This window comes from Roseateles sp., from assembly GCF_031397715.1.
In the GTDB taxonomy this organism is placed as follows: domain Bacteria; phylum Pseudomonadota; class Gammaproteobacteria; order Burkholderiales; family Burkholderiaceae_C; genus Paucibacter_A.
Genome location: NZ_JANNMI010000485.1, coordinates 1 through 16,372, shown reverse-complemented (window position 1 = coordinate 16,372; position 16,372 = coordinate 1). Strand labels below are relative to the sequence as shown.

At 65.2% G+C, this 16,372-nt stretch carries 14 protein-coding genes; 8 read left to right on the top strand and 6 right to left on the bottom strand.

Going from position 1 to position 16,372, the window contains the following annotated elements:
* The 3 genes from RMO57_RS21640 to RMO57_RS21630 all read left to right on the top strand — a co-directional run.
* Window positions 1-1,339 (top strand): PD-(D/E)XK nuclease family protein (locus tag RMO57_RS21640; protein ID WP_310390214.1); only part of this gene is annotated, 1,339 nt, incomplete at its 5' end.
* Complete coding sequence (gene recD, locus RMO57_RS21635) at window positions 1,336-3,339, top strand: exodeoxyribonuclease V subunit alpha (protein WP_310390212.1); 2,004 nt, start codon at window positions 1,336-1,338, stop codon at window positions 3,337-3,339. The genes RMO57_RS21640 and recD, both read left to right, overlap by 4 nt.
* Before the next feature lie 142 nt (window positions 3,340-3,481).
* A complete protein-coding gene (locus tag RMO57_RS21630) occupies window positions 3,482-4,795 on the top strand; it encodes a metallophosphoesterase family protein (protein WP_414896476.1) in 1,314 nt (437 codons plus the stop codon).
* Here the strand turns inward: RMO57_RS21630 and RMO57_RS21625 are convergent.
* Both RMO57_RS21625 and RMO57_RS21620 read right to left on the bottom strand, forming a co-directional pair.
* The gene (locus RMO57_RS21625) at window positions 4,755-5,156 is read right to left on the bottom strand and encodes a PIN domain nuclease (protein ID WP_310390208.1); all 402 of its coding nucleotides are present in this window, start codon (window positions 5,154-5,156) and stop codon (window positions 4,755-4,757) included. The two genes, RMO57_RS21630 and RMO57_RS21625, sit on opposite strands and share 41 nt — an antisense overlap.
* Window positions 5,153-5,347, bottom strand: coding sequence for a type II toxin-antitoxin system VapB family antitoxin (locus RMO57_RS21620; protein ID WP_310390207.1), 195 nt, complete (start codon window positions 5,345-5,347; stop codon window positions 5,153-5,155). The genes RMO57_RS21625 and RMO57_RS21620 overlap by 4 nt, the downstream gene beginning before the upstream one ends.
* 132 nt (window positions 5,348-5,479) lie before the next feature.
* On the opposite strand from RMO57_RS21620, the gene RMO57_RS21615 reads away from it, so the two are divergent.
* The gene (locus RMO57_RS21615) at window positions 5,480-6,181 is read left to right on the top strand and encodes a DUF3313 family protein (RefSeq protein ID WP_310390205.1); all 702 of its coding nucleotides are present in this window, start codon (window positions 5,480-5,482) and stop codon (window positions 6,179-6,181) included.
* Window positions 6,182-6,223: 42 nt separating this feature from the next.
* On the top strand, window positions 6,224-6,469 hold the full coding sequence (locus RMO57_RS21610) for a hypothetical protein (RefSeq protein ID WP_310390203.1): 246 nt from the start codon (window positions 6,224-6,226) through the stop codon (window positions 6,467-6,469).
* Window positions 6,470-6,795: 326 nt separating this feature from the next.
* Here RMO57_RS21610 and RMO57_RS21605 read toward each other — a convergent pair whose 3' ends face one another.
* Both RMO57_RS21605 and RMO57_RS21600 read right to left on the bottom strand, forming a co-directional pair.
* Window positions 6,796-7,308, bottom strand: a complete 513-nt coding sequence (locus RMO57_RS21605) for a PEP-CTERM sorting domain-containing protein (RefSeq protein WP_310390202.1) — start codon at window positions 7,306-7,308, stop codon at window positions 6,796-6,798.
* A 441-nt stretch (window positions 7,309-7,749) separates the two neighbouring features.
* The gene (locus tag RMO57_RS21600; RefSeq protein ID WP_310390201.1) at window positions 7,750-8,352 is read right to left on the bottom strand and encodes a 2-hydroxychromene-2-carboxylate isomerase; all 603 of its coding nucleotides are present in this window, start codon (window positions 8,350-8,352) and stop codon (window positions 7,750-7,752) included.
* Between the two features lie 71 nt (window positions 8,353-8,423).
* Between RMO57_RS21600 and RMO57_RS21595 the strand changes: the two genes are divergently transcribed.
* Window positions 8,424-11,912 (top strand): ATP-binding protein, encoded by a 3,489-nt coding sequence (locus RMO57_RS21595; protein WP_310390199.1) that lies wholly within the window; start codon window positions 8,424-8,426, stop codon window positions 11,910-11,912.
* A gap of 49 nt (window positions 11,913-11,961) precedes the next feature.
* On the opposite strand, the gene RMO57_RS21590 is transcribed toward RMO57_RS21595, so the two are convergent.
* Together RMO57_RS21590 and RMO57_RS21585 are read right to left on the bottom strand one after the other, a co-directional pair.
* On the bottom strand, window positions 11,962-13,128 hold the full coding sequence (locus tag RMO57_RS21590; RefSeq protein ID WP_310390197.1) for a GGDEF domain-containing protein: 1,167 nt from the start codon (window positions 13,126-13,128) through the stop codon (window positions 11,962-11,964).
* Window positions 13,129-13,302: 174 nt separating this feature from the next.
* Entirely contained in the window at window positions 13,303-13,971 is a 669-nt protein-coding gene (locus RMO57_RS21585; protein ID WP_310390195.1) for a cyclic nucleotide-binding domain-containing protein, read from the bottom strand.
* Window positions 13,972-14,437: 466 nt separating this feature from the next.
* Between RMO57_RS21585 and RMO57_RS21580 the strand changes: the two genes are divergently transcribed.
* Window positions 14,438-15,727, top strand: a complete 1,290-nt coding sequence (locus tag RMO57_RS21580) for a PP2C family protein-serine/threonine phosphatase (RefSeq protein ID WP_310390194.1) — start codon at window positions 14,438-14,440, stop codon at window positions 15,725-15,727.
* A 116-nt stretch (window positions 15,728-15,843) separates the two neighbouring features.
* Complete coding sequence (locus RMO57_RS21575) at window positions 15,844-16,185, top strand: STAS domain-containing protein (protein ID WP_310390191.1); 342 nt, start codon at window positions 15,844-15,846, stop codon at window positions 16,183-16,185.
* Window positions 16,186-16,372: the final 187 nt, after the last annotated feature.

Below are 16,372 nucleotides of genomic sequence, written 5' to 3'. Positions count from 1 at the left end.
CAAGGGGCTGGAGTATCCGCTCGTCTTCATGCCTTTTGCGGCGGGCTTTCGGGGCGTTGACAAGGCCCGCACCCGCCATGTCAAACAGCTGGACGAGGCGGGCCTGGCGCAGCTGATTCTGCAGCCCAGCGCCGAGCAAATCGCCCAGGCCGACAAGGAACGCCAGCGCGAGGACTTGCGCCTGCTCTATGTGGCGCTGACGCGAGCCCGTCATGCGCTGTGGTTAGGGGTGGGCGCGCTCAGGGTCGGGCCCAGCAAGGAATGCGTCACTTACCGCAGCGCGATCGGCTATGTGCTGGGCGGCGCGCAGCCCTTTGAAGCGGAACAGTTGCCGCTGCTGGCCCAGCAGATGGCTGCCGCTAACCCGCAAATTGCACTGCTGCCGGCCCTGCGCATGCCCGCCTTGACTCTGGCATTGCCACGCGGCACGCCGCCGCCACTGATAGCCGCGCCTGCCTACCAGGCCGAGTTCGAGCGGCGCTGGGGCATAGGCAGCTTTTCGGCCCTGGTGCGGGCCTTGTTGCCCAGCCAGACCCTGATGTCGAATGCCGCGACCCGCTTGGATGAGCCGCTTGAGCAGGCGGTGCTTCTTGCAGGCCCAAGCGGTGAGCAGCCCTGGCATGGCTTCCCGCGCGGCGCGCTGCCGGGCAATTTTTTGCATGATCAACTCGAATGGTTGGCCGAGCAGGGCTTTGGGCGCCTGGCCGAGTCCGAGGAGGTGCGTGCCCAGCTGCTGCGGCGCTGCGAGCGCCAGGCTTGGGGGCCGCATGCGCAGGATCTGCTGGCCTGGTTGCTGCAGGTTTGCGCCACACCGCTGCCCCAGGTCGGAGCGGCCTTGAATGACATCACGCAGCCCTTGGCCGAGATGGAGTTCTGGTTCCCCTCGGAGCAACTGCAGTCGCAGGCGCTGGACGCCTTGTGCCGCCGCCATTTGCTGCCCGGCCTTGACCGCCCGGCGCTGCCGCAGCGCCAGCTGCATGGGCTGCTGATGGGTTTTGCCGACCTGGTGTTCGAGCATCAGGGGCGCTTCTTTGTGCTCGATTACAAATCCAACTACCTCGGCCCCAGCGACGCCGACTATGGCGAACTGGCGCTGGCTAGCGCCATGGCCGAACACCGTTATGACGTGCAGGCCGCCGTCTATTTGCTGGCCCTGCACCGGCTGCTGCGCGCCCGCTTAGGGGCAGCTTACGAGCCGCAGCGCCAACTCGGCGGCGCGGTCTATTTCTTCTTGCGCGGTCTGCAGGCGCCCAGCCGGGGCTGTTATGTGGTGGCGCCCTCGATGGCCATGTTGGACGAACTTGATGGCTTGCTGCAAGGCGAGCGGGGGCTGGCATGAGCGAAGCAATTGGCGCGGCTGCGGTGTTGCAGAGCCTGAAGCAATGGGGCGAGCAGGGTTCTATTCGCCGGCTGGACGCGGCCTTTGCCGCTTTTCTGTTCGAACAAGAGCCCACCGCGCCGGCGCCGCTGCTGTTGGCCGCAGCGCTGGTTGCGCATATGGAAGGGCGCGGCCACAGCTGCTTGGCGCTGGACCTGCTGTTGCAAGACCCTGAAGCCGTGCTGGGCTGGAAGGCGGAGCCGGCCGAGGCGCTGCGTCAGCTCATAGTCGCTGCGCTGCCCGGCGATTTGCCGAGTTGGCTGGCCGCTTTGCAAGCCAGCCCCTTGGTTTGGGTGGAACAAAAAAGTGGCCAACAAGGCGGCAGTGAGCCGCTGGTGTTGAGCGGCAACAAGCTGTATTTGCGCCGCATGTGGTCTTGCGAGCAGAAGGTGGCGACTCAGGTGCTGGCGCGGGTGGCGGTGCCCGAGCGGCCGCAGCAGGCCGAGGTGCGGCGCTGGCTCGATGCGCTGTTCCCGTCCGCCGATGCGGGGTCTGAGTCGGACTGGCAAAAGCTCGCCTGCGGCCTGGCGCTGAATGGCCGTTTGAGCCTGATCACCGGCGGCCCCGGCACCGGCAAGACCTATACCGTCGCGCGCTTGTTGGCGCTGCTTTTCGCGGTGGACGAGCAGCCGCAGCGCCTGCGCGTGGGCCTGGCCGCGCCCACCGGCAAGGCGGCGGCGCGCCTGAAGCAGGCGATCGATTCGGCGCTGGGCGATTTGCAGGCACTCCCAGGCTGCAGCTTGGCGCTGCAGCAGTTGGCGACCCAGATCGGGCCGGCGCGCACCCTGCATTCGCTGTTGGGCGCCAGGCCCGACACGCGCAAATTCAGGGCCGATGCGGCTCACCCCCTGCCGCTGGATGTGTTGATCGTTGATGAGGCGTCGATGATCCATCTGGAGATGATGGCGGCGCTGCTGGAGGCGCTGCTGCCAAGCTCGCGTTTGATCCTGCTGGGCGACAAGGATCAGCTGGCTTCGGTCGAGGCCGGCGCCGTGCTCGGTGATCTGTGCAGCGGTGCTGAACTGGGCCATTACCTGCCCGCCACCGCCGCCTATGCCGAGGCCGTCACCGGGCAGGCGATAGCGCCCATTTACTTGAGCAAGCAGGCGTCCAAACTGGCCCAGCAAACCGTGATGCTGCGCAAGAGTCACAGATTTGGCGGGCCGATTGGGCAGCTGGCATTGGCTGTCAACGGCGGCGATGCGCGTGCGGCGGCCGACTTGCTGCGCCTTGGTGAGGGAGAAGTTCTCCACGAGCTGCAGTCACCGACGCTGGCGGCCCTGCTGCGCCTGGCCGTCAACGGCCGGCCCGGCGCCGAGGGTGGCTACCGTGGCTATCTGCAGTTAGTCCAACAGCGCCCGACGCAGCTGGATGCGGCCGGCTTCGAGGCCTGGGCAGGCGCTGTCTTGAGCGCCTTCGAGCGCTTTCGCCTGCTCTGCGCGGTGCGCGAGGGGGCGTTTGGCGCGGCCGGCTTGAACCAGGCGGTCGAACAGGCCTTGGTGGAGCAGCGCCTGCTGTTCAAGCGAGGCGAATGGTACGCGGGCCGGCCGGTGATGGTGACGCGCAATGATGTGGGGCTGGGCGTCTTCAATGGCGATATTGGTATTGTCTTGCGGCCACCGAGTCAGGCCGAAAATGCTAACGACTCGGACCAGCGCCTGCGGGCCTATTTCTCCGACGGGGCCAAGCTGCGCTCGGTGGCGGTGAGCCGCCTGGCCGATGTGGAGACCGCGTTTGCGATGACGGTGCACAAATCGCAGGGTTCGGAGTTTGAGCACACCGTGCTGGTGTTGCCGACCGAGCCCAGCCGGGTGCTGACACGCGAGCTGGTCTACACCGGCATCACCCGCGCTCGCAAGGCTTTCACCCTGGTCAACGGCTGGCCGCCGGGTTTTGCCAAGGCACTGGCGCAGCGCACGCGGCGCGCCAGTGGCTTGCTCGAACGGTTGATGGATATCTGATGAGAAGCAAAAAACCAAAATGGACGCAGAGCAAACAGCCGAGGGACGCAGAGCTCGCAGAGGCTAACGCTAAGCCCTTGCCAACCTCTGCGTGCTCCGCGTCTCTCTGTGGCCTCTGCGTCCTGTGTTTCTTCGCTAAATGATCAAATTCATCCACACCGCCGACATTCATCTGGACAGCCCCTTGTGCGGCCTGGCCAGCTACCAGAACGCGCCGACGCAGGCGCTGCGCGGTGCCAGCCGGGCGGCTTTCACGCGCCTGATCGATGCGGCCATCGACGAGGCGGTTGACTTCATGGTGATCGCCGGCGACCTCTACGACGGCAACTGGCGCGACTACAACACCGGGCACTTTTTCGTGCGCGAGATGGGCCGGCTGAACCAGGCCGGCATCCCCGTCTATTTGCTGTACGGCAATCACGATGCCGAGAGCGAGATGACGCGCCGCCTGACGCTGCCGGCCAATGTGCATCTGTTCGACAGTCGCAAACCAGTAACGCACAAAATAGACGCGCTGCGGGTGGCCCTGCATGGCCGCAGCTTCAAAGAGGCCGCCACCACCGAGAACCTGGCGCTGAGCTACCCCGCGCCGGTGGCGGGCTGGCTCAATATTGGCGTGCTGCACACCGCTCTGGAAGGCTACGCTGCGCATGCCCGTTATGCCCCATGTTCTGTCCAAGAGTTGCAGGCCAAGGGCTATGACTACTGGGCCCTGGGTCATGTGCATGAACATGCGGTGCTGAGCGAGTCGCCTTGGGTGGTGTTCCCCGGCAATCTGCAGGGTCGCCATATCCGCGAGGCCGGCCCGCGCGGTGCGGTGCTGGTGACGGCCAGCGAGGCCGGCATTCAAAGCGTGGAGCGCTTGATCGTCGACGTCTTGCGCTGGGAGCGGCTGCACGTTGACGTTAGCGCGGCGGCCGATTTGCCGGCGGTGGTCGCCTTGGTGGGCCAGGCCTTGGAGGCTTTGTTGCTGGCGCAGACCGGCCACTGGCCGCTGGCGCTGCGGGTGAGCCTGGTCGGCCGCACGCCGGTGCATGGCGCCTTGTTCGGCCTGGAAGCGCAGGTGCGCGAAGAGCTGCTGGCTCAAGCCGCCGCCTTGGGTGGCGACCGGCTATGGATTGAAAAGCTCAGACTAGAGACGACGCCGGCCTTGGACAGTGAGCAGATCAGCGCCCGCGCCGATGCCATCGCCGACCTGCAGGCGCTGCTGGCCGAAGTGCCGCAAGACGCCGACTTCATGCGCAGCCTGGCCGAGGATTTGCAGCAACTGACGGCCAAGGTGCCGCTGGAGTTGATCGCGGCGCTGCCCGAATTCACGGCCATTCGGGCCGGCGATGTGGCGGCGATTGTGGCGGGCGTAACGCCGGCCTTGCTGGCACAACTGGCCTATGTGGCGGTCGCGCAGCAGGCGGCCATCAGTCTTGCCGATAGGCTTCCCGCAGGCCGAGGTGGCTGACAAAGCCTTCGAAGTCGCGGTCTGAGTGCAGCAGTGCGTAGCCGCGTTCGATACAGCGCGTGGCGATGATGGTGTCTATGGTCTTGCGCACCGTGATGCCGAGACCGCGCAGCGCTCGGTAGTTGCGTGCGACTTGGACGGCGATATCGTTGCCGGCAAGCTCCACCTGGGTGAATGCCTCCAGCGTCTTGCGGACCGCATTGAAGGCCTTGTCGTCGCGCACGCCCTGCAGCACCTCGATGACGATGAGGTCGCCGACGGCCAATCTGGTGGTGCCGAGCAAGGCATCCAGGCGTTCGGATTGAGGCGTTGGCGTACCGCGGAAATAGTCGATCCATACGCTGGAATCGACCAAGATCATTTGTCGGTCCGCATCGCCGCCAGATCGCCCTCCCAGGCAATCTTGCCCTTGAGTTGGCGTGCTTGCACTTGCTGGCCCAGCTGAACCAGAGTGCGCAGGCCGAGCTCAACCGCCTCACGCTTGGTCTTGGCCCCGGTGGTGCGAAGCGCGTCCTTCATCAACTTGTCGTCGATCTCGATATTGGTCCGCATGCTGTGTACTCCCGCTGATGTGGCTACACATTTTAGTCTCGACTCAAGAGTCAGGCCCACACAGCAAGTTTTCGATGCAAAATCAGACAGCTTAAGCCGTTATGTCGGTGGTGTTCAACCAGGAGATATGCCATGCGTCAATTTCAATTTGCGGGTGCCGTGCTTTTGTCCTTGGTCATCGGAGGCGGCTCGTTACAGGCGTCTGCGGCCAGCAAGGCCGAGACCAAGGCCGCTGTCAATGAGCTGATGAGCCATGATGGGCTTGAGAAGCTCAAGTCCAAGGATGCCGATCTGGTCTACGCCCGGCCGGGTGCTTCATTGGCGGGCTACACCCAGGTCATGCTGGGCCCGGTCGATGTGGCGTTTGCCAAAAGCTGGGATCCCAAGCGCCCCGGCAGCAATTTCAGAATTAGCGAGGAAGAGCGCGAGGAGATTCGCAGCAATGTGTCCAACTTGGTCAGGGACGAGTTCGTCAAGACCTTGCAGGCCAAGGACGGCTACAAGGTCGTGGAGGCGGCCGGGCCGGATGTGCTCAAGCTCAAAGCCAGCATCATCAATTTGTATGTGAATGCGCCCGATGTGGCGACGGCCGGACGGACCCGCACCTACGTCACGTCGGCCGGCGAGATGACGCTGGTGCTGGAGGCTTTTGATTCGGAGACCGGCCAGGTCTTGGCACGTGTGGTCGACCGGCAGGAATCGAATATTCGCGGTGGCCAGCTGAGTTGGAGCAACCGGGTAATGAATCAGAGCGAGGGTGAATTGATCGCCTCGGGCTGGGCGCGCAAGCTGCGCAAAGCGCTCGACAAAGCGCATGGCATCGGCAAACAGTAATAGTAAAGTAGCGGCCAATTCAAACGTCACAGGAGAGCCGATATGGCCACACCATCATCCCCCGCCAAAAATTCCAACGACAGAATCGACATCAAGGCCATCGCCTCCGATAGCGGCGTTGCCGTTGAGGCCTATGACACCTACGACACCGACGAAGAAACGCTGGCCGCCGCGCACCGCTTTGCGGCGGGCGTGTTGAACCGGGTGGCGGCTATTTGCGAGCAAGCGCCGGGCAAGAGTTTGGATGCGGCGGCGCTGAGGAAGTTGGCGCAGGGGTTGTTGGGGTGAAGGGTTGGGCGGGAGTCGGCGAGGGGCAGGGGGCGAATGTCTCCGCATGCCGAAAACGGGGTCGATGGCAGGTTCAGAATTTGTAGGCAAGGCCTGACCCTCGGTTTTTTTCGTCTACCCGCACGATGCCGGGGCGAACTCCCGGCATCGTGCGGGGAGGTGGGAGATGGGATTTGGGATTTAGGAGATCCGACCCTTGACCGACCCTCTGACGCAAACGGCAAAGGCGCCCGAAGGCGCCCCGTGAGTCCTTGGGCACCCTGCGTGCCCACTTCAATGCTGAGGCCGGCGCGATGAGGCGCGACGCTTCAGGCTCAGGCTCAGGCTCAGGCCTTGCGCCGGCGCGCCACGACGCCAATGCCGACCAAACCCAGGGCCATCAGCGCGTAGGTCCCGGGCTCCGGAACCGGCACTGTCGTGCCACGCAGGGAAAGCTCGCCCTCACGGACGACACAGCAGTCGAACTGGGTGGTCGTGATGTTGACCATGCCGTCGTTGAAGATCGCCAACTCGGCACCGGTGAAGGTGTAGCTCCAAGCCTGCGGGCCCGACTGCCAGCAGAAGTCTGTCGAGCTTGCGCAGCGCGCCACTTCGATGCCGTCCGCATAGACCGCGTGGACCGACGTGCTCGAAGACAGGCTATTGCCGAACATGCCCGACAGCGCTGCAGAGTCGGCGATTTCGCCCGGCGTGATCGCGAAGACCAGCGTGCCCCAGGCCTCAGTGGTGTTGGTGCCGTTGCCATTGAATTCGCCCAATCCGGCACTGAAGGCGCCAGCCTGAGCGCCCGAAGCAAGCAATACGGCCGCAGCTGCAGCGGCGAAGTAACGAATTTTCATGAGGTTTCTCCTGTGTTGAAAAGTTGGTTTCGACGATGGAGACTGTAGACATCGGGCGCAGAGCGCGATACCCAGTGGTCTAGGGGAGTATTTACCCGGGCTGAACTGCCGCGACTGCGGCCGCGCACGCGCTCGTACGTGCGCATGTTCAGGCCTGCAAGGCCACGCTAACGGCGGCAGGGGCCTGACCACGCGGGCACTGCCACGAAGACCGGCGCACAGGGTTCGGGTTCAGATACCGTCTTGAAAGTCAAGTGTCGGAAGTGCCAAGCCAAGATCAAACGGCTTGCCGGAGCGCAACACGCCGAAGATGAGGGTTAGCCTCCGGGGTCAGGCCTCAGTGCGCCGGCACAAACCGGCAAGCCAGCTTTTTTCGACCTGCATCGGGCTGACGCAATCCAGTGCCGAATCTGAATCGCTCAGTCAGTCGCAATTACTCAATCAATACGGCCCGCTCGCCAGCCAACGCTCCAACTGCGGCAGCCGATCATTGCCCCAGAAACGCTCGCCTTCGACGATGAAAAAAGGCGAGCCGAAAACGCCGCGGGCTTCGGCCATGTCGACCTCGGCCTTCAGCCGCGAGCGGCTGGCAGGGTTGGCGCTGGCTTCCGCAAAGTCCTCGGCGCTGATGCCGATTTCGGTCGCGATTGCCTGCAGCACCGCTTCGGCCGCGATGTTCTGGTCGTCGACAAAATAGGCGCGCAGGACGCGGTGCGCGAAATCGCGGCCCTGCTCCGGGGAGCGGTCATGCACCCAATGGAAAATCCGCGCCGCCTGCTCGGTGTGCGCGCCCAGATTGCTGGGCGTGCGGTATTCAACGCCGTAAAAGGTGGCCAGCCGTTCGGCGTCGCGCTTGACATAGTCGCTGCGCATGATGTTGCTGGGAATGCGAATGCGTTCCAGCGATTGAAAGTTGGCGTCCAGCACAATCGCGCGCCAGGTCACGCTGCGCCCATGGCGAGCGGCGATCGCATCGATTTGCTGCGCGGCAATATAGCCATAGGGCGAGGCAAAGTCGAAATAGAAGTCGATGGGCGCGGGCATAGGATTCACTCCGGTGATTTGGCGCGGATTGTAGGGGTGCGTTTGGCTTGGTATGGCTTAGAGTGGCCGCCATGCGCATTCAACAGCTAGACCTCAAACGCTACGGCAAGTTCACCGATCAGCGACTGGATTTCCCCGTCGCAAGGACATTGACGACAGCGCGCGACTTTCATTTCATCGTCGGCGCCAACGAGGCCGGCAAGTCGACCACCCGCAGCGCCATCCTCGACCTGCTGTTCGGCATCGAAACCCGCTCCAACTACGACTTCTTGCATGCCAAGGCCGAGATGCGCTTGGGCGCCAGCTTGAGCCAAGGCGAAGCCCATTTGAGCTTCGAGCGCAGCAAGGCACGCAGCAAGTCCTTGTTCGACGCGCGGGGCCAGGTCTTGCCTGAGGCGGCCTTGGCGCCATTTCTGGGCGCCAGCGAGCGAAATTTTTTTGAGCAGATGTTCGGGCTCGACCATGGCCGGCTGGAGGCCGGCGGCAAGGCGATCCTGAGCGCTTCGAATGATTTGGGGCAGATTCTGTTCCAGTCGGCGGCCGGCATTGGCAGTTTGAGCGCCGTGCGCGAACAGCTTGACGCCGAGGCCGACAAGCTCTGGGCCAAGCGGCGCTCGGGCGAGCGCGCCTATTACGTCGCCAGCGACGAGTTGGCCGCTGCCGACGCGGCGCTGAAGGCCGCCACCGTGCGTACCAAGGAATGGCTGGACGCCCGTGCCAAGGTCCATGACTTGGAACAAGCCCGGCAGGCCTTGCGCGCCGGCTTGCAGGGCCTGGAGTTGCAACGCAGTGCACTCGAGCGGGCGCGGCGGGTGGGCCCAAGCTTGCGGCAGATTGCCGCGGCGCAGGCCAGCTTGACGGGGCTGCAGCGGGTGGTTTTGCTGCCGCTGGAAGCGGCGCGCGTTTTGGCCGCGGCCGAGCTGGAGCTGGCCAGCGCCGGGCGCACGCAAGAGCTGTTCATGGCCCAGGCGCAGGCGCTGGCCGAGCGGCTTGCCGCGCTGCGTGTGGATGACCCCTTGCTGCGCCAACAGGCCGAAATTCTGGCGCTGGAACAAGGCCGCCAGCAGGTGCGCGGCCATGCTCAGGAAATCGATCGCTGCCGCGCCGAGCTGAGCGGGCATTGGCAGCAGATCGAGGCCGAGCTGCGCCGCCTGGGTTGGCCCGAGCTGGATGAAGCGGCCCTGGCGCAGCGCCTGCCGCCGTTGCCGCTGCGCGCCGGCTTTGCCGCTTTGGCCAAGCGTTATGAGCTGCTCGATCAAGCTCGCCGCGCGGCCACCAGCGCCGAGGCCGAGAAGGCGGCCGAGTTGCAGGCCTTGCAGGCTCAGGCCCAGGCCCCAACGGTGATCGGTTCGCCGGCCAGTTTGCCCTTGGCCCTGAGCCGGGCGCGCGCGCTCGGCGATACCCGGGCCACGCTGAGCCGCTCGGATCTGCTGTGCCAGCGCGCCGAGCGTGAGTTTTTGAACGCGCGCGCCGGCCTCGGCGCCTGGGACCGGCCTGATATTGATCTGAACGCGCTGCGCAGCCTGAGTTTGCCGTCTGAGCCGGCCATGCAGCAACGCTTGCAGCGCCAGCAGGAGGCGCAGAACAAGCTGCAGGCCTTCAACGAGCGGCTCGCCGCGCTGCGGGCCGACGAGGCGGCGCTTGAGCTGGAGATCGCCCAGTACACCCAGGCCCATCACCCCATCGCCCTGGCCGAGTTGATACAAGCACGCGAGCTGCGTAACGCGCAATGGCAGCGCATCAAAGTGGCCGAGGCTGCGCCAGGGGCGGCGGTGGCGGCGGGCTTCGAGGCCAGCATTCAGCGCACGGACGAGATGGCCGACCAGCGTCATGCCAAGGCCCGCGAGGCCAGCGAATTGCAGGCCAAGCTGGACGCCTTGGCACGCTTGCGCCTGCAGACGGCGGCCTTGGCGCAGGCGCAGAGCCGCCAGCTGACCGATGCCGCCGCGCTGGCTGCCGAGTGGCAGGCGCTGAGCGAAAGCCTGGGTCTGGGCGGCCTGGCGGCCCTAGATTTGGAGGCCTGGCGGCAGGCGCGCGAGCGCGTGCTGGAGGCGCAGCAGCAGTTGGAGGAGGCGCTGCAGGAGCAGCAGACTTGCCGCCAGCAGGTGGCCGAGGCCCGTGCGAGTTTGGCCGCTGGTCTGCGCGCAGCTCAGATTGCTTTTGATGACGGCGACGCGCTGGAGACGCTGATGCTGATCGTCGATCAAGCCATCGCCGCGGCGGCTGCGGCGGCGGTGCGCGCCGAGGCCTTGGCGCGCCAGGTCGAGCAGAGCCGCGCGGCGGCCGGCCAAATGCTGGAACGGCGGCTGGCGGCGCAGGCCGAGTTTGCGCAATGGCAGGCGGCCTGGGCTCAGGCCTTGCTAGCGATGAATTTGCCGGCCAGCGTGATGGCGGACGCGGCCGAACAGGTCTGCGCCTGCTGGGCCGCGATTGATGCCGGCCTGCAAAAAATGCGCGCTCTGCGCCTGCACCGGATAGCGCCCATGCAGCGTGAGCTGAGCGACTTTGGCTTGGCCTGGGCGACCTGTGCACAGACGCTGACGCTAGACCTTAGCGGCTCGGCCGATGCGGGCGTGCTCGCGCTATTGGCGAAGCTGCGGGTGGCCCAAACGGCGCAGCAAGAGGCGCAGCGCCTGCGCCAGGAGCTGGCCGGCTTGCAGGACAGCGCGGCCGCGGCCGAGTTGCGCGTGAGCGAGGCCGGGGCGCGTTTGCAGCCGCTCTTGCAACAGGCCGGTGTCGCCGAGTTGCAGGCCCTGCGTGAATGCATTGCCGGCTCCGATCAGCGCCGCCTGGCCGAGACCGCCTTGCAGGCCGCCGAGAGCGCGCTGGCCGAGGGCGGCGATGGGCTCAGCCAGGCGGCGCTGGAGGCCGAGGTGGCCGCGCTTGATTTGGCCCAGATCAGTTTGACGCTGGCCGAATTGGCGCGCCAGATCAGCGAGCTTCAGCAGCAAAGCGAGGGCTTGAGCGCCGAACTCAAACAGGCGCAAACGGCGCTGGGGCTGATTGCCGGCCAGGACGATGCGGCGCGCGCCGAAGGCCAGCGCCAGGACGCGCTGGCCAAGATGGCGAATGCGGCCGAGCGCTATGTCAAGGTCTACACCGCCTCTCGCTTGCTGAAATGGGCGATCGATCGTTACCGCGAAACCAAGCAGGGTCCGATGCTGGGGCGCGCCGGCGAGATCTTTGCGGCGCTGACGCTGGGCTCATTCCAGCGCCTCAGCGTCGACTTCGAGGCCCAGCCCCTGACCCTGCATGGCCTGCGCGCCGATGGCCGCCTGGTCGAGGTGGCCGGCATGAGCGAGGGCACGCGCGATCAGCTCTTCATGGCGCTGCGGCTGGCGGCGCTGGAGCTGCACATCGCGCAGGACCCGGTCCACGCCTTGCCCTTTATTGCCGATGATTTGTTCATCAACTACGACGACGCCCGCGCCGAGGCCGGCTTGCGGGCGCTGGCCGAGCTGTCCGAGCGCACGCAGGTGATCTTCTTGAGCCACCACGCGCATTTGCTGCCTGCGGTGCGGGCGGTATTCGGAGACGCGGTCAATGTGATCCGCTTGTAGCCAGAGCCTGCTTTCCTGCGGCCCCTGCTTTGCTCGCCTGCGCAGGCCGTCAAGCCAGCACGACCCGGTCGCGACCCGCGGCCTTGGCCTGGTACAGCGCCCGGTCGGCGCGCTGGAAGATAGCCTCGGCGCTGTCGCCTGGCTGCCAGATAGCGACGCCAAAGCTGGCGCTGATGGCCGGCTGGCTGGCATCACCGGCGCAGGCCACCTGGCTCCTCAGGCGCTCGGCCAGCACCATGGCGCCGGCGGCCTGGGTATCGGGCAGCAGGGCAACGAACTCCTCGCCACCATAGCGGAAGGCCTGGTCCTGTGCGCGCAGGCCGGCGCGCAGCTGCCGGGCGAACGTGGCCAGCACCCGGTCGCCGGTGTGATGGCCAAAGCGATCATTGATGCTTTTGAAAAAATCCAGATCAAGCATCAGCAGCGCAAAGGGCTGGCGCTGCCGCTGTGCCGTTCCCAAGGCGCCGGCCATCGCTTCATCCAGCGCACGGCGGTTCGGCAGTTCGGTCAGGCCGTCGGTCATTGCCTGCAAGCGCACCTCGGCTTCCGCGCGCAGCTTGCACATCTGCAGAAAGCCCAGATTGGTAGCGATGATGTAGATGAAGCCGAACAGATAAATGGCTTCGCTCCAATCTTCAGAAAGCTGGAACTGCCCCGCTTGCAGTTCGGTCAACAAGATAAAGGCGGCGCGTACAGGCAGCAGCAGGCCCATGCCGAGGTAGAGCAAGGCCACGATGTGCTGTACGGTGCGCAACTCGGGTTTGGGTTTGCGCCACAGCGCCAGCGCGTTGAGTAATTGCAGCCAGCCGTAAACAAAGCCGTTGACGATGGTCGGCACCAGGGAGGGCATGCTGGCCGGGCTATTGGCTCGCGCCATCTGCTCAAGGATCGCGCTCGCCGCTGCCGCCCCGCTGACCACGCAAACCATCAGCGCCAGTCTGCGCGAAGCAATTGGCATGCCGAGGAACTGCCGAATGGCCAGGAAGAAAAGGGCCACGCTGAGGGCACCCAAGGCATTGCCCAGCAGGGTCGACAGTGGCATCGGCCACCATTTCAAATGGGCCAGCAGCAAATAGGCCAGGGCCTGGCAGGCGACCGCCCAGGTCCAGGTCTTCAGGCCGTTGCGCTCGTCGGCCGCGCTGCGGGCGACCCACAGCATGGTGGCGATCGCCGCCAAGGCGCCGGTCTGAGCGAGAAACAGGGTGCGAATATCCAAGCGACGAAGTGGCTGATTTGGGGGCGGGCTGGCTGGGCGCCAGCAATGGCGGCGTTAAGGGCTTGGTTGGGCCGGCAGCCGAGCGTGCAGTTAGCGCCAACGCGCCGAACCTTTAGTATCGCCTGCCGCCAGCACGCAGTGGGCCTGGGCTGCGAAAGCGATGCTTCGGCTGTGTCATCCGACCGGCTTTTGGCCGGCTAATTCGTTCCTGGCTTCGCGCAGCTGCGATTGGACGCGCTGCACATCGCCGGTCAGGCGGCTGGCCAACAGGTCAATCAGGTGAAAGCCAAAGGCCGGATCCTGGAAATACAGCTGCCTGACGGTGCTGTGATGAATCCGCAGCACCGTGCAGGCCGTAACGCAGCGCACGGTGGTGGTGCGTATGCGGCCGGGCGAAAACAGCGCGATCTCACCGAAGATGCGGCCCGGCTCCAGGACCTTGCCCAATTCGACCAATTCCATCTGCCCGTCCACCAGCAAGAACAGATGCTCGGCGCGCTCGCCCTGGCTGAACAGAGTCTGCCCGGCCTTGAGCTTTTTGGCCTTCATATAGGGCTTGAGCCAAAGCCCGGCATGGTCGGCGGCGACCTCGGCGCTGCGCACGCGGCGCGTCAGCCGGGTGACTTCAATCGCGCGGTACAGATTGACCGGCAACAAGAGGGCCGCGATGCAAAGCGTGATGGGCGAGGGGTGCAGCGCGCCAAAGGTCATCAGGCCGATATTGCTGCCGACGGCAAGCCAACGCAGCGGCAGCATGGTGCGCGCCAAGGCGCCGGCCATCACCAGACCGATGCCGATGACGGCCGCCAAATAGGCCAGTGTTTGCTGTGGAGATGCCCACACACCGGCAAGCCAGGCAAGGGCAAATCCGCTCTGCTGAGAGATCCACTCGTTCAAAGTGCTGCTCGGGGTTGTGGCATGGGATAAGAACTGTGCGTGGGTGGGAATTTGGTGCCGATTTGCGGCCGGCAGTTCGCCGCACGCCCCTGTTTATAATCTCGATCGACGCTGAAATTTCGGGGTCACCGCCGATTTACCAACTACTTGCGGGCGGGCTATCAAATACGGCTAAAGCGTTGCGGCTCCGAGATACCCTGGGCCGGCAAACGCCGGTGTCAGGGCACTCGGAGTTACTATTTTCATCATGCAAAGCCTCGCTTCTTTTGATCGTTGCTTGACCCGCCGTGCCGCGTCGGCAGCGGCGCCCGCGCAAGTCCTGGCGATGAAGCCCTTGATTGACCCAAAGACCAGCAAGTCTGCGCTGGCAGCGCAAGCGGCCGCGGCCGGCTGTGCATTGAGACCATAACGCATGAGCCCCCAGCCATCCGCTCAGCCATCCGCTCAGCCATCAGCCCATCCGCCGCTGACCCAGCAAGAGGTGCTGGCGCTGCTGGCGGTCACGCGGGCGCTGGCCGCGCCGTTTGATCTGCCCACCATGCTGCAAACGGTGACCGCCGCCGCGCGCCAAGTGCTGCATGCGCAGCGCAGCTCGATCTGGTTACTGGACAAGGACGCGGCGGAATTGGTGCTGGAGGTGTCCAAAGACCTGGCGCAGATCCGCTTGGCCGTAGGCGTCGGCCTGGTGGGTGCTTGCGCCCGTGACCGGGTGTTGATCACGGTGCCGGACTGTTATGCCGACCCGCGCTTCAATGCCGAGGTCGACCGGCTATCGGGCTTTCGGACTCGGTGCAGCATGACGCTGCCGCTGATTGACCACACCGGTGCCTTGGTCGGCGTGATGCAGGTCTTGAACCGGACCGACGGCGTCTTCGATGCCGAGGATGAGCCGCTGGCGGCGGCCTTGGCGGCGCAATGCGCGATGGCGCTGAGCCGGGTGCGCATGCTGGCGGCGATGGTGGAGGGCGAGCGCATGCGCCAGGAGCTGGAGCTGGCGCGCGCGGTGCAGCTGTCGACGCTGCCGGCCGCGCTGCCCGCGATTGCCGGCTACGACATGCACGGCATATTTTTGCCGGCCTCCTTGACCGGTGGCGATACCTATGACATCGCGCTGATCGAGCAGGGCTTGCTGCTGGTGCTTGGTGACGCGACCGGCCACGGGATTGCGCCGGCGCTGTCGGTGACGCAGATGCACGCGATGTTGCGGATGGCATTTTCCATGGGCGCCGACCTGGAGACGGCCTTTCGCAAGGTCAATGACCAGCTCGCCGCGACCTTGGCGGACAGCCGCTTTGTGACCGCCTTCATCGGCCTGCTGGACACCCACAGTCACCGCCTGCGGTTCTTGAGCGGCGGCCAGGGGCCCATCCTGCATTTTCAGGCCGCCACCGGTGCCTGCCTCAGCTACAGAGCCACCAGCTTCCCGATGGGCGCGATGCCGATTCAGAGCCTGCGGCCGCCGGTCGAGATCGAGCTGGCCCCGGGCGATTTTTTGTGCCTGCTGACCGACGGTATTTACGAGTACGAGGCGCAGGGCGGTGAGCAATTCGGGCGCCTGCGGGTCGAGCAATTGCTGGCCCAGCATTGCGCTAGCTCGGCCGAGCAGATGGCAGGCTTGATCCTGGCCGCGGTGCGGGCGTTTGCGCAGGGTGCAGCGCAAGAAGATGACATCACCATGCTGCTGCTCAAGCGCGTGGCTTGATGCAGGATTGTCTTCAATTTGTCACCAAACTCGCGTAGGCTGTTGGCGTAGTGACTGCTGAGTCCGCGCGCCGGAGCTCGGGCGCACTGGCCCACCAACACAAGCGAGAAACTGCAATGGAATTGGACGTTACTGAAGTCGATGGCAACCACCGCTGCATACGACTCAATGGTCGGCTGGATGCCGCCGGCGCCGAGCAGATCGGTATTCGCTTCACGGCGTCCACCGCGGCGACCGGTCGGCATGCGATCGTGGACCTGGCCGGTGTGCCCTTTATTGCCTCGATGGGCATTCGCTTGTTGATCGCCAGCGCACGCGCGCTCAACGCCAAGGGCGGCAAACTGGTCATGTTCGGTGCGCAAGAGTTGGTGCAGGACCTGCTGCAGCAGGCCGCGGTGGACCAGATCATTCCGCTGGTGGCGACCCAAAGCGAAGCGCTCGAGCTGCTGGTGGCCTGAGCGCCGTGCGTGATGGCTGAACTGCAGAGCGGGCTGGGCGGGCAAGGTCAAACAGCGCAGGACCTACTAGCGCCGGCCTTGCGTCTGTCCCTGCCCAACCGGCTCGATTCGCTCGAATTCGCTCGGCTGGCGCTGCATGACTATCTGGCCCCCTTGGCGCTGAGCGCAAAGGTCTGGTTCAAGCTGG